A 13,609-nucleotide genomic window follows, 5' to 3' on the forward strand; every position below is an offset into this window, starting at 1 on the left:
AGCCGGGGAAGCGAGAAGGGGCGCCCCGCGGTCGTTGCGGGGCGCCCCCTTCGGAGCGTGGCGGGATCGGGCGCCCTCCTAGCCCAGCTCGGCGAGGGAGGCCTCCACGCGGGCGAGCTTGTCGGCCAGCTCGGCGCGGCGGGCCTGATCCTTGGCGACGATCTCGGGGGCCGCCTTGGCCAGGAAGCCCGGGTTCGCGAGCTTCTTGTCGAGCTTGGCCACGTCGGCGGCGAGCTTGCCCTGCTCCTTGGCAAGGCGGGCCCGCTCGGCGTCGAAGTCCACGTGGCCGGCCAGGCAGGTGTACACCTCGATGCCCGCGCCCACGGCCGCCGACGACCCGGCCGGCTTGGCCACGTCGGCGCCCACGGCCAGCTCGCCCACGTTGGCGAGCGAGCGGATGAGTGCCGCCTGGCCGGCGAGCAGCGCCGCGTCGGCCTCATCGGCGCGCACCGCCGCGTCGAGCACGGTCTTGGGCGACAGCCCGTAGCGCGACCGCGCCGAGCGGATGGCTCCCACCGCCTCGCACACCATCTCGATGGCGCGCTCGGCCTCCTCGTCGCGCAGGCGGGCGAGCGCGGCGGCGTCGGGCCAGGGCGCGATGATGAGCATCGGGGCGTCGTGGACCGGCATCTGCTGGTAGATCTCCTCGGTGATGAAGGGCATCACGGGGTGCAGCAGGCGCAGAGCCTGGTCGAGCACGAACACGAGGTTGCGCTGGCAGGCCAGGCGGTCGGCCGGGTCGGCCCCCTCGGCCAGGCGGGCCTTGGAGAACTCGATGTACCAGTCGCACAGCTCGTTCCAGAAGAAGCGGTACAGCGCGCGGGTCATCTCGCCGAACTCGTAGCCATCGTAGGCCGCGTCCACGGCCTCCACGAGCGCCGCCAGGCGCGAGAAGATCCACTTGTCCGCCGGGGTGACGGCCTCGGGCGCGCCGGGCTCGAAGCCCTCCAGGTGCATGAGCACGAAGCGCGCGGCGTTGCGGATCTTGTTGGCGAAGTTGCGCGAGCCCTCGATCTTCTGCTCGTCGAAGCGCATGGCCTGGGCGCCCGTCACCTGCATGAGCAGGCCGAAGCGCATGCCGTCGGCGCCGTAGTCGGCCATCAGCTGCACCGGGTCGACCCCGTTGCCGCGCGACTTGGACATGGGCTTGCCGTCGGCGCCCATGACCGTCGGGTGGATGATGACGTTCTCGAAGGGGATCTGCCCCGTGCAGCTCTCCGACGCCATCACCATGCGGGCCACCCACAGCCCCATGATGTCGCGGGCGGTGGAGAGCACCTGGGTCGGGTAGTAGGCCGAAAGCTCGGGGGCATCGGCGCCGTCCTCGGCCCAGCCCTGGGTGGCGAAGGGCCACAGCTGGCTCGAGAACCAGGTGTCGAGCACGTCCTCGTCCTGGCGCGTCGGCGCGCCGCACACCGGGCACGTCTCCACCGGGTCGACCGAGGCGTCCTGCCAGCCGCACGCGTCGCAGTAGTACATGGGGATCTGGTGGCCCCACCACAGCTGGCGCGAGATGCACCAGTCCTTCAGGTTCTCCATCCAGTCCAGGTACACCTGGGCCCAGCGCTCGGGGTGGAACTTGACCTCGCCGTCGGCCACCACGCGCGCGGCGGCCTCCTTCAGGCCGTCCACCGCGACGAACCACTGCTCGGACAGCCACGGCTCGAGGGTGGTGTGGCAGCGGTAGCAGTGCATGACCGAGTGGTCGTGGTCCTCCACCGACTCCAGCAGGCCCAGGGCCTCGAACTCGGCGACGACGGCCTCGCGGGCCTCCTCGCGGCTCATGCCGGTGAACCGGCTGTAGCCCTCGATGACGTGCGCCGTCTCGTCGAAGACGTTGATCTTGGGCAGGTCGTGGCGCTCGCCCATGGCGAAGTCGTTGGGGTCGTGGGCCGGCGTCACCTTCACGCAGCCGGTCCCGAACTCCGCGTCCACGTAGAAGTCGGCGAAGACGGGGATCTCGCGGTCGACGATGGGCAGGATCACCTTGGCGCCCACCAAATCGCGGTAGCGCTCGTCCGACGGGCTCACGGCCACGCCGGTGTCGCCGAGCATGGTCTCGGGACGCGTGGTGGCCACCACCAGGTACTCGCGGCCCCCCACCGGCTCGGCCAGCGGGTAGCGCAGGTGCCACAGGTGCCCCTTCTCGTCCTCGTACTCGGCCTCGTCGTCGGCGATGGCCGTGGTGCAGTGGGGGCACCAGTTGACGATGCGCTTGCCGCGGTAGATGAGGCCCTCGTGGTACCAGTCGGTGAACACGCGGCGCACCGCGCGGGAGAACTCGGGGCTCATGGTGAACTTCTCGTCGGCGTAGTCGCACGAGCAGCCCATGGCCGCGATCTGCGACACGATGCGCCCGCCGTAGTCGCGCCGCCACTCCTGGCAGGCCTCGATGAAGGCCTCGCGCCCGATCTCGCGGCGGTTGATGCCCTGCTCGGCCAGGTGCTTGTCCACCTTGGTCTGGGTGGCGATGCCGGCGTGGTCGGTGCCGAGGATCCAGCGGGTCTGGTAGCCCTGCATGCGCGCGCGGCGGATGCAGGCGTCCTGGATGGTGTCGTTGAGGGCATGGCCCATGTGCAGCACGCCGGTGACGTTGGGCGGCGGGATGACGATGGTGTAGGGGTCGTCGGCGTGGGCGCCGAAGCCCGGCGTGCGCTGGAAGTAGCCGCCGTCGCGCCACGCCTCGAACAGCGGGCGCTCGTGGGCGGCGAAGTCGTAGGCGACCTTCCCGTCGCCCGCGGGGGCTGCTTGGTTGTCGGCCATGTCCCTCTTCTCCTCTATCTCTTCTCTCAGGCGGCCGCGCCCACGGGCACGATCTCCACCTTGGTCTCCCCCGTGATGTCGCTCGCGCGCACCGTCACCGTCGAGGGGCCGGCCTGCTCGGGCAGCTCGTACATCACGTCGGTCAGCACGCGCTCGCAGATCGAGCGCAGGCCGCGGGCGCCGGTGCCGTGCTCCACCGCCTCGTGCGCGATGGCCACGAGCGCGTCGGGCTCGAAGGCGAGCGCGGCGTCCTCGAAGTCGAACATCTTCACGTACTGCTTGACGAGCGCGTTGCGCGGCTCGGTGAGGATGCGCACCAGGTCCTCCTCCGACAGCTCCTGGAGCGACGTGATGACCGGGATGCGGCCCACGAACTCCGGGATCATGCCGTACTTGTTGAGGTCCTCGGGCAGCACCTGGGCCAGAAGCTCCGCCTCGCGCAGCTTCTGCGACTCGGGAAGCTCCACGGCGAACCCTAAGCCGCTCGTGCCCTTGCGCTGGGCGATGATGTCGGCCAGGCCCACGAACGCCCCGCCCAGGATGAACAGGATGTTGGTGGTGTCGATGTGGATGAGCTCCTGCTGGGGGTGCTTGCGGCCGCCCTGGGGCGGCACGGAGGCCTCGCAGCCCTCCACGATCTTGAGCAGCGCCTGCTGGACGCCCTCGCCCGACACGTCGCGGGTGATCGAGAGGTTCTCGGCCTTGCGGGCGATCTTGTCGATCTCGTCGATGTAGATGATGCCGATCTCGGCGCGCGGGATGTCGAAGTCGGCCGCCGTGATGAGCTTGAGCAGGATGTTCTCGACGTCCTCGCCGACGTAGCCCGCCTCGGTGAGCGTGGTGGCGTCGGCGATGGCGAAGGGCACCTTGAGGGTGCGCGCCAGCGTCTGCGCCAGAAGCGTCTTGCCCGAGCCGGTGGGGCCGAGGAGCATGATGTTGGACTTCGCCAGCTCGACGTCGCCCTCCTCGGCCTCCTGGCCCATGGATATGCGCTTGTAGTGGTTGTACACCGCCACCGACAGCGCCTTCTTGGCGGCTTCCTGGCCCACCACGTGCTCGGAGAGGTTCTCGTAGAGCTCACGCGGGGTGGGCAGGTTGTCGAGCACCTCCTCGGGCGCCGGCTCGCCGGCGTCGTCCTCGCCCGCGGGCGCCTCCTCGGCGTGGCGGCCCCGGCGGTGGCGCGGCAGCTCGCGGTCCTCCTCGATCAGGTCGATCTCCTGGGACATCGAGAAGCCGAGGTCGCGCATCATGGCGTCGGCGCACACCGATATGCACTCGTCGCAGATGTAGATGCCGTTGGGCCCCGATATCATGGCGTTGACCTGCTGGGGCACCTTGCCGCAGAAGGCGCAGTAGATGTCGTCGTCCGCGCCGCCGTAGCCGGGCGTGTTTCTCTCTTGGGTCATGGGGTACCGCTCTTCCTCCCTACGACTCCGACTTGGCGCCGTGGTGGGTGATGATCTCGTCGACGAGGCCGTAGGCCTGGGCCTCCTCGGCCGTCATGTAGTTGTCGCGCTCGGTGTCGAGCTGGATCTTGTCGATGGGCTGACCCGTGTTCTCGGACAGGATCTTGTTCAGGCGCTTGCGGGTCTTCAGCATGAAGTCGGCCACGATGGCGATCTCGGTCTGCTGGCCCTGGGCGCCGCCGAGGGGCTGGTGGATGAGCACCATGGAGTTGGGCAGGCAGAAGCGCTTGCCCTTGGCGCCCGACGACAGCAGGACCGCCGCCATGGAGGCGCACTCGCCGATGCAGATGGTGGACACGTCGCACTTGACGAAGTTCATGGTGTCCAGGATGCCCAGGCCCGCCGTCACCGAGCCGCCCGGGGAATTGATGTAGAGCTGGATGTCCTTCTCGGGGTCGGCGCTCTCCAGGTGCAGCATCTGGGCGACCACCGAGTTGGCCACGTGGTCGTCGATCTGCTCGCCGAGGAAGATGATGCGGTCGTTGAGCAGGCGGCTGTAGATGTCGTAGCTGCGCTCGCCGCGGGGCGACTGCTCGATGACGTAGGGGATGAGGGCGTTGCTCACGCGTTCTATGCCCATGGTGTGCCTCTCTCTCGCGGGGCGCCCGTCGATGGCGGACGCCGTCAATAGTTCGGGTACCATACTGATATAGGTTCGCCCCCGGCGCAAGGCTCGTGCGCCGAAAGTACACGGAAAAAGGCCGCCTGAGGGCTGTTTTACCACATCAGACGGCCTTTTCTGGTAAGCGGGAGGCTAAGGGTTCGCGCTTACTCCGCCTCGTCGGCGGCCGCATCGGCAGCCTCGTCCTTGGCGGCCTTCTTCTTGGAGGCCTTCTTGGGCTTGGCCTCCTCGGCGGGCGCGGCAGCCAGCTCAACCTCGGTGACGACGGCCTTGTCCAGCACGTCCTCCATGGCCTTGAAGCGCACGACGCCCTCGCGGATGAGGTAGAGGCGGCCGGACTCCAGCCACTCCTTCTCGACGGCGGCGGGATCGGGCACGCCGGCCTTCACGAACTCGGCGCTGACCTCCTCAGGGGTGGCCTCGATGCCGTAGTGGCGCGCCCAGGCCTCGAGCGCCAGCTCCTGCTTGGCGTTGTCGGCGGCCTGCATCTTCACGTCGGCCTTGAACTGGTCGGCGTCGATGCCGGCCTGCATCAGGTAGGTGTCGAAGCTCAGGCCCTGGCGCTGCAGCTGGGTGAAGAAGTCCTGGAGCAGGCTCGCCTCGGCCTCCTCGGCCAAAGACTCGGGCACCTCGCCCTCCAGGCGGGACGCCAGCACGTCGAGGGCGGCGTTCTCCTTCATGCGGGGCAGGATGTCGGCCTTCTGGGCGGCGATGGACTCGGCGATGCGCGCGCGCAGGTCGGCGGCGTCCTCGAAGCCCATGGTGTCCTTGGCCCACTCGTCGGTGACCTCGGGCAGCTCCTTCTTCTTCACGACGTTGCAGGTGACCTCGAAGGCGATCTTCTCGCCGGCGTGGGGCGCCAGCAGCACCGACGCCTCGTCGGCGGGCACGTCGAGGGTGAACTCGCGGACCTGGCCCTTCTTGATGCCCATGATCTCCTCGTCGAAGGCCTCGGAGAACATGCCGGAGCCGGGGCCGTACAGGCGCGAGGCGCTGGTGAGGCCCTCGATCTCGGCGCCGTCGGCGTCCTTGGCCACCACGGCGATGTCGACGAAGTTCTCGGGCTTGAGCTTGGTGGCGGCGGAGGCGTCCTCGAAGGTGCTGTAGTGGGCGCGCAGGGCCTCGAGCTGCTCGGCCACCTCGGCGTCGGTCGCGCCCTCGGCGGGCAGCTCGACGGCGACGGGCTCGTAGCTGCTGAGCTCGAGGGCCGGCTTGACGTCCAGCTCGAAGGAGAACTCGTAGGGCTTGCCGTTCTCGACCAGGCCGGCGTCGCCGAACTCGGGACGACCCACCGGGCAGAGCGCCTCGGCCTCGACCACCTGCGGGAACACGTCGTTCACCAGGTCCTCGGACACGGTGGCGAGCACCGCCTCGGCGCCGAGCGCGTTGTCGATGACCGGGCGCGGGGCCTTGCCCTTGCGGAAGCCCGGGAAGTTGTAGCGCTGTGCGAACTGCTTGTAGGTCTTCTTGATGCGGGCGTCGACGTCCTTCGCGTCGATGGTCACGACCACCTTGACGCGGTTGCCCTCGAGAGCCTCTACCTTAGTCTTCACGTTGTCTTTCCTCCATCGTTTTGCCTTGGGGCGCCGGGTGGTCCGGCGCGTATGCGTCTTGCGCTTCCGCGGCCGGCAGCGCCCCGCGCGGGGCTGACCTACGGGCGCAAGCGCACCAGCACGCGATTATCGCACAACCTAGTCGATCTCGTCCAGTGAGAACGCGTCCTTACCCAGGTGGACCTCCTTGCCGGCCTTGATCTGGGCGCGGTACTCGGCGGTGGCGGTGAACACCACGTCAGACGAGGAGTTGAGCGCCGTCTCGCAGGAGTCCTGGATCACGCCGATGATGAAGCCGATGGCCACCACCTGCATGGCGATGTCGTTGCCGATGCCGAACAGCGAGCAGCACAGCGGGATGAGCAGGAGCGACCCGCCGGCCACGCCCGACGCGCCGCAGGCCGACACGGCGGCCAGCACGCACAGGATGACGGCGGTGACGGGCTCCACCGCGATGCCGATGGTGTTGGCCGCGGCCATGGTCATGATGGCGATGGTGACGGCCGCGCCCGCCATGTTGATGGTGGCGCCGAGCGGGATGGACACCGAGTAGTTGTCCTTGTCGAGGCCCAGCTTGCGGCACAGCTCCATGTTGACCGGGATGTTGGCCGCCGAGCTGCGGGTGAAGAAGGCCGTGATGCCCGAGTCCTTGAGGCAGCGCAGGATCAGCGGGTAGGGGTTTCTCTTGGTGCAGGCGAACACGATGAGCGGGTTGGTCACCAGCGCGATGAAGAACATGCAGGCCACCAGGATGAGGATGATGCGGCCGTACTCGACGAAGATCTCCATGCCGGAGGTGGCCACCGAGTTGTACACCAGGCCCATGATGCCGAAGGGCGCCAGCGCGATGACCCAGCGCACCACCATGGACACGGCGTCGGAGACGGCCGCGAAGACGTCCTTGACGGCCTGCTTGGCCGCGCGCAGGGCGATGCCGAGGACGACGGCCCAGGCCAGGATGCCGATGTAGTTGGCCTTGATGAGGGCGTCCACCGGGTTGCAGGCGATGTTCATCACGAGCGTGGTGAGCACGGCGCCCACGTGCTCGGGCGAGGACTGCTCGACCACCGAGGAGGTGTCGAGCGTGAGCACGGTCGGGAACAGGTAGCTGGCTATGACGGCCACGAGCGCCGCCACGAGCGTGCTCACGACGTACAGGACGACGACGGTCTTCATGGACCCGGCCGTCTTCGCGTTGCACAGCGCGTTGATGACCAGGAAGAACACGAGCACGGGCGCGACGCCCTTCAGCGCGCTCACGAACAGGTTGCCCAGGAGCACGATGAACTGGCTCAGGCCGTCGAGCACGTCGTTGCCCGAGTCGACCGGCACCAGAAACGACAGCGCGACGCCGATGACCAGGCCCACGAGGATGCGCTTGATGAGGCTCACCTCGTTGTACTTCCTCAACACGTCTCTTACGGCCATGGAAAGCCCTCCTACTAATATAAATGGTGCGGGCGAAAGGACTTGAACCTTCACGGGTCTCCCCACCAGAACCTAAATCTGGCGCGTCTGCCAATTCCGCCACGCCCGCACGGCTGACGAAGGGCGGCGCGGCGGCCGCCCGGGCGCGTCTGCGCGCCGTAATCGCCCATGATAGCAGAAGTGCCCGCCGGCGCGCGCGGACCGGGGCGGGCGGCGTCGGCTATACTGGGCGCCATGGGATCGAACGGGACAAGGCAGGCGGGAGGCTACGCCGCGCGGTGGGCGCGGTGGACGGCGCCCCTGCGCGCGCGGCCCGGCGGGGCCCGCGCGCTCGAGGCGGCCAACCGCGCGCTGGCGGCGCTCTTCTACGCCGCCTACCCTGTGCTGCTGGCGTGGGCGGCGCTCGCCGACCCGGCCCGGGCGGCGGCCCTCGCGGCCGTGCCCGCCGCCGGCTTCGCGGCCGTGACGCTGCTGCGCCGCGCCCTCGACGCGCCCCGGCCCTACGAGCGCTGGGAGATCACGCCGCTCATCGCCCGGGACGGCGCGGGCCGCTCGTTCCCGAGTCGCCACGCCTTCAGCGCCTTCGCCATCGCCTCGTGCTGGGCGGGCTGGTGGCCCCCGGCGGGCGCGGCGCTCCTGGCGCTCGCCTGCGCGCTGGGCGCCTGCCGCGTCCTCGGCGGCGTGCACTACCCGCGCGACGTCGTCGCCGGCGCGGCGCTCGGCGCGCTCGTCGGCGCCGCCGCCGCGCTCATCGGGTAGGAAGGGGCGCCGGCGCGCGACACGGGGGCGCGCGGCGCTAGAGCGCCTTGCGCATCCACTGGTGCTCGACGTGCTCGTCGAACTCGACGGGGCCGTAGGCGGCGTAGCCGGCCCGCTCGTAGAAGGGCTGGGCGCTGCACTGGGCGTGCAGGTGCATCTCGGCGGCGCCGGCCTCCCGCGCCAGGCGCTCGGCCTCGGCCAGCAGAAGCGAGCCCAGGCCGCCCCGGCGCGCCTCGGGCAGCACGGCGAGCCGGCCGAACACCCAGCGGCCGGGCGCGTCCTCGAGTGCCGGCTCGAGCGCAGCCGGGAATACCCGCGCGCAGCCGAGCGGCGCCCCGTCGCCGTAGAGCACGATGTGGAGCATATCCGGCGCCTCGTCCTCGGGGCCGAACTCGTTTCGGAACCCCTGCTCCTCCATGAACACCCGCGTGCGCACCGCCGCCGCATCGGGAAACGCGCCCTGCCCGTGTCCGAACGTGATGTCCACCAGAACCCCCTGACCTCTTCCGGGTAGCAAAAAGGCCAGCTGGGAAGCTGGCCTCTCTTGTTTATGGCTCCCCGGGTAGGATTCGAACCTACAACCCTCCGGTTAACAGCCGGATGCTCTGCCGTTGAGCTACCGAGGAATGTCGCGCGGCCTTCCGGCCCCATGCGCAAGATAGCATTATACCCAAAGCGGCCCCGCGCGCAAGACCCAATTTACGCGCGGGGCCGGACGGCGCACACAAAGCGTGAGGCGGATCGGCGCATGCGGAACGCAGCCGGGCCGCTACACGAAGATGAACATCGCCAGGAAGGCCAGGGCCGCCACCCACATGAGCGGCTTCACCTCGGCGACGCGCCCGCGGGCCACCATGAGGATGACGTAGGCGATGAAGCCCAGGCCGATGCCGTTGGTGATGGAGTAGGTGAACGGGATGCCCACGATGACGAGGAACGCCGGGAAGGCCAGCTCGGGCTCCTTCCAGGAGATGGCGCCCACGTCCGTCATCATGAGGAAGCCCACCACCACGAGCGCGCCGCAGGTGGCCGGCCCCGACACCATGCCGAACAGGGGCGCGAGGAACGCGCACACCAGGAACAGCGCGCCCACCACCAGGTTGGACAGGCCCGTGCGCGCGCCCTCGGCCACGCCCGAGGCCGACTCCACGAAGCAGGTGATGGAGCTGGCGCCGAAGAAGCCGCCGACGATGGCCGCCGAGGAGTCCACGGCGAGGATGGGCTGGATGTCCTTCACGTCGCCCTTGGCGTCGGCGAAGTCGCCCTGCTTGCCGATGGCCACCACCGTGCCCATGGTGTCGAAGAAGTCGCTCATGAGCAGGCTGAACACGAACAGCAGCAGCGCCGGCTGCAGGAACACCTGGACGATGGCCATCTGGCCGTCCACCATCTGGAACGGGGCGGCGAAGGTAGTGAAGTCGAGCCCGAAGCTCCAGGAGGTGGGCAGCGCGGTCACGCCGAGCGGGATGCCCACGATGACGGCCACCACGATGGAGATGAGCAGGCCGCCGCGCACGCCCATGATCTGGAAGATCACCGCGCAGACGAGCGACACGAGCGCCACGACGCAGCCGGGCTCCGACAGCTCACCCAGGGCCACGAGCGTCGAGTCGTCGGCGATGACGAGCCCGGCGCCCTTGAGGCCGATGAAGGCGATGAACAGGCCGATGCCGATGCCGATGGCGTGGCGCAGGTCCACGGGGATGGCGTCCATGACCGCCTTGCGCAGGCCGCCGAGCACGAGCCCCAGGATGACGACGCCCTCCAGGAACACCACGGCCATGGCCACGCGCCAGTCGATGCCGAGCGAGCCGCACAGGCCGTAGGCGACGATGGCGTTGATGCCCATGCCCGAGGCCAGCGCGACGGGCCGGTTGGCGATGAGGCCCATGGCCACGGTCATCACGGCCGCGCCGAGGCAGGTGGCGGTGAGCCCGGCCTCGAACGGCACGCCGGCGTCGGCCAGGATGGCGGGGTTCACGGCCACGATGTAGGCCATCGCCAGAAACGTCGTGAGGCCGCCGAGCACCTCCGTCGACACCGTCGACCCGCGCTCGCGGATCTTGAAGAACTGCTCCATTGGGCACTCCCCTTCCGTCTTCGGTTCCCTGAAAAAGCGCCTGCCCGCCACTGTACCACCTTCCGGCACCGACCGGACGAGAACGTCCCCTTTTCGTAGGTTACCAGGGAAAACGAAGGCCGGCGGCGCCTACCTTCCCGCCGGGGCGCGGCGGACGAGGTAGCAGCGGTGGATCTTGGGGTTGCGCTCGAAGTCGTGGGGGATGGTATCGGCCGTGACGTCCTCCAGCTCCACGCCCAGGCGCGCGAGCTCGGCCACGTCCGGCTTGAAGCCGCGCAGGTTGCAGGAGAACACAGCCACGCCGTCCTTGGCGAGCAGCCGGCTCACGCCCACGAGCAGCTCCACGTGGTCGCGCTGCACGTCCCAGGTGCGCCGGCCCATGGCCTTGGAGTTGCTGAAGGTGGGCGGGTCCACGAAGATGAGGTCGAACGTGCGCCGGGCGCGGCGGGCGTCGCGGATCCAGTCCATGACGTCGGCGCGCTCCAGGTGGTGGGCGGCGCGGGCGGGCGCCTTCCCCCCGGCCGGGCGGCCGCCGCGCGCGCCGCGGCCGGGGCGGGCGCCGCCGGCCGGCTGAGCGCCGGCGCCGTCGCAGGGAAAGCCGTTGGCCTCGAGGTTGCGGCGCGCCCAGTCGAGGTAGGTCTGCGACAGGTCAACCGTCGTGGTCTCGGCGGCGCCGCCGGCCGCCGCGTGCACCGTGGCCGTGCCCGTGTAGGCGAACAGGTTGAGGAACCGCTTGCCGCGGGCCATCCGGCCCACCATCGCGCGGGTGTCGCGGTGGTCGAGGAAGATGCCGGTGTCCAGGTAGCCGCCCAGGTCGACCTCGAAGGTGAGCCCCGCCTCGGACATGTGCGTGACGTAGCTGCGCCGGCCGGCGTCGCGGTACTGCGAGCCGCCCTTGGAGCGCGTGCGCACCTTGGAGAACACGTGGTCGGGACGCACGCCCAGAACCACGGGGACGATGGCCAGGATGTCCTCGAAGCGCCGCCGCGCCGTGTCCGGGGCCACCGAGCGCGGGGCCTGGTACTCGGCCACGTGGACGAAGGTCTTGCCCTCCGCGTCGCCCGTGCCCTGGTACAGGTCGATGGCGGCGGCGTACTCGGGCAGGTCGGCGTCGTAGACGCGGTAGCTCGCCACGCCTGAGCGCCGCGCCCACCTGCGGCGCTCGCGGGCCACCTTGAACAGGCGGGCGGCGAACTGGGCCGCGCCCTCGTCGTGCACCTCGACGCGGTGGTCGGCACCGCCGGCCGGGTCGGGCACGGTGATGGCGGCCAGCGCCGCGGGCGGCGCGTCGAAGACCTCGACGACGGCGTCGGCGCGGCCGCGCACCTCGGCGCGCGAGGCCGGCGCGGCGCCGAAGCGGCCCGCCACGCCCGCGGGGCCCGCCCAGGCGAAGCGCGAGCCCGCCGGGGCGTCCGAGCAGGCGGCCATGAAGGCGGCCTCCTCGGCCACGGCGCGCGCGTCGCCCGGGTCGCGGCCCGCCGGCGCCGCGTGGGCGATGACGAGCGCGGGGGCGGCCGGCGCGGGGCGCTCGGTCGATTCCTGGGCGGGCGTCACGGACGTCGCGGGCGGTTCCTGGGCGGGCGCGGGACGCACGGGGCGCATGACCGATTCCCGGCCGCTTTCGCCATGAATTCCGCGGCCAAGGTGCTCCTCGGCCTCGGTTCTGGCCGCTTTCGCCGTGAATTCCGCGGCATCGGGGCCCTCGGCTGCGGAATTCGCGGTGTTTCCGGCCAGATTCCCGCCGGCCGCCACCACGCCGGCCAGTCGGGCGCCGACGGGCGCGGCGCCCCCGGCCGCGGCCGCCTCCACGGACGCGACGCGCCGCAGCCCCGCGGCGCGCAGGTGCCCGCGGGCGCGCGCGACGGCCGGTGACGACGCCGAGGTGCCCACGATGCGTACCCGCGCCAGGTCGGGGCCGTCCGCGGCCGCGCCGGCAGCGCCCGGCGAGCCCGCCCCATCCGCCGGCGCGCCGTCGCCCGCGAGCGCCGCCAGGCCGCGCTCGAGGCGCTCGTCGGCCTCAGCCAGGAGGTCGCCCCAGGCGTCCTCGTCGTGGAGCACCCAGCCGAAGAAGCCCCAGCGCTCGCGCAGGAGGCCCGGCGCCTGGCCGGCCGCCGCGGCCGCGGCCTCGCACACCACGTAGCCGTCGTCGCAGGCCGGGTCGTAGAGCCCCCAGCCCTCCGCGGCGGCCCGCTCCCAGCCCGCCGCCGCCAGAAGCGCCGCGGCGAGCGCGCAAGCCGCCGGCGCGTCGTCGCCGTCGCGCGCGTCGAGGTAGGCGCGGCGGTGGAGCGACTCGCCCGACAAGTCGAGCGACAGCGTCGCCCTCCCCTCGCGCACCCGCGCCTCGATCACCGCGTCGGCGCCGTGCGGGGCGACCTCGGGGCGCTCCCCGCGGCGCGCGAGCAACCGGTCGCACACGGCGTCCTTCAGCTTGAGCTCGGTGAAGTGGCTGTTGCGCAGCGCGGCGTTGGTGCCGCGGGCGCGCACGGCCAGCGATGCGCCGGGCGCGAGCACGTCCTCCCACGGCACCGCGTAGGCGCCGGCGTAGAGCAGCTCGGCGTCGCCCGCGTTCACGCGCGCCACCGTGAGCGTCACGCGGCCGGCCAGGCGCGACCACAGGCACACGCGCTCGGCGTCGAGCGGCGCGCCGAAGAACGTCACGCCGCCCTTGAGCGGGCGCACCCGCCGCACGCCCAGGGCGCGCAGCTCGTCGGCCAGGAGCGCCTCGGCCCCCGGCAGGCACGTCGCGAAGAACTCGAGCGCCTCGCGCCCGCCCTCGCCGCGGGCCGCCCGCGCGCCGCCGTCCACGCTGGCGGCGCGCCCGCCATCCGCACCGGCGCGTCCGGCGCCGCCCTCACGGCCGCCATCGTCCACGCCGTCGCCGGCCCCGCCCGCCTCCGCGCGCCTCTCTTCCACAGCCATCTTCGCTCCCAACATGAAG

At 71.0% G+C, this 13,609-nt stretch carries 9 protein-coding genes and 2 tRNA genes; 1 reads left to right on the forward strand and 10 read right to left on the reverse strand.

Going from position 1 to position 13,609, the window contains the following annotated elements:
• Nucleotides 1-78: 78 nt before the first annotated feature.
• The 6 genes from LPT13_RS06760 to LPT13_RS06785 all read right to left on the reverse strand — a co-directional run bounded on the left by LPT13_RS06760 (nt 79) and on the right by LPT13_RS06785 (nt 7,941).
• Nucleotides 79-2,763: a valine--tRNA ligase gene (locus LPT13_RS06760; protein WP_242164893.1), complete on the reverse strand. Its 2,685-nt coding sequence runs from the start codon at nt 2,761-2,763 to the stop codon at nt 79-81.
• A gap of 26 nt (nt 2,764-2,789) precedes the next feature.
• On the reverse strand, nt 2,790-4,169 hold the full coding sequence (clpX, locus tag LPT13_RS06765; RefSeq protein ID WP_242164895.1) for an ATP-dependent Clp protease ATP-binding subunit ClpX: 1,380 nt from the start codon (nt 4,167-4,169) through the stop codon (nt 2,790-2,792).
• A 19-nt stretch (nt 4,170-4,188) separates the two neighbouring features.
• Entirely contained in the window at nt 4,189-4,809 is a 621-nt protein-coding gene (gene clpP / locus LPT13_RS06770; protein WP_242164897.1) for an ATP-dependent Clp endopeptidase proteolytic subunit ClpP, read from the reverse strand.
• A 188-nt stretch (nt 4,810-4,997) separates the two neighbouring features.
• Nucleotides 4,998-6,404, reverse strand: a complete 1,407-nt coding sequence (tig, locus tag LPT13_RS06775) for a trigger factor (RefSeq protein WP_242164898.1) — start codon at nt 6,402-6,404, stop codon at nt 4,998-5,000.
• Nucleotides 6,405-6,542: 138 nt separating this feature from the next.
• Nucleotides 6,543-7,832 carry a serine/threonine transporter SstT gene (gene sstT / locus LPT13_RS06780; RefSeq protein WP_242164899.1) on the reverse strand — a complete coding sequence of 430 codons (1,290 nt, stop codon included), beginning with the start codon at nt 7,830-7,832 and terminating at the stop codon, nt 6,543-6,545.
• A gap of 24 nt (nt 7,833-7,856) precedes the next feature.
• Nucleotides 7,857-7,941 (reverse strand) — tRNA-Leu (locus LPT13_RS06785).
• 125 nt (nt 7,942-8,066) lie between these two features.
• Between LPT13_RS06785 and LPT13_RS06790 the strand changes: the two genes are divergently transcribed.
• Nucleotides 8,067-8,591 carry a phosphatase PAP2 family protein gene (locus LPT13_RS06790; RefSeq protein WP_242164900.1) on the forward strand — a complete coding sequence of 175 codons (525 nt, stop codon included), beginning with the start codon at nt 8,067-8,069 and terminating at the stop codon, nt 8,589-8,591.
• Nucleotides 8,592-8,628: 37 nt separating this feature from the next.
• Here the strand turns inward: LPT13_RS06790 and LPT13_RS06795 are convergent, their stop codons facing one another.
• The 4 genes from LPT13_RS06795 to LPT13_RS06810 form a co-directional block, all read right to left on the reverse strand.
• Entirely contained in the window at nt 8,629-9,078 is a 450-nt protein-coding gene (locus LPT13_RS06795) for a GNAT family N-acetyltransferase (protein WP_242164901.1), read from the reverse strand.
• A gap of 64 nt (nt 9,079-9,142) precedes the next feature.
• Nucleotides 9,143-9,217 (reverse strand) — tRNA-Asn (locus LPT13_RS06800).
• Nucleotides 9,218-9,360: 143 nt separating this feature from the next.
• Nucleotides 9,361-10,671, reverse strand: coding sequence for an NCS2 family permease (locus LPT13_RS06805; RefSeq protein WP_242164902.1), 1,311 nt, complete (start codon nt 10,669-10,671; stop codon nt 9,361-9,363).
• A 129-nt stretch (nt 10,672-10,800) separates the two neighbouring features.
• Complete coding sequence (locus LPT13_RS06810) at nt 10,801-13,590, reverse strand: class I SAM-dependent methyltransferase (protein ID WP_242164903.1); 2,790 nt, start codon at nt 13,588-13,590, stop codon at nt 10,801-10,803.
• Nucleotides 13,591-13,609 lie beyond the last annotated feature (19 nt).

Source organism: Adlercreutzia faecimuris, assembly GCF_022669055.1.
GTDB lineage: Bacteria > Actinomycetota > Coriobacteriia > Coriobacteriales > Eggerthellaceae > Enterorhabdus > Enterorhabdus faecimuris.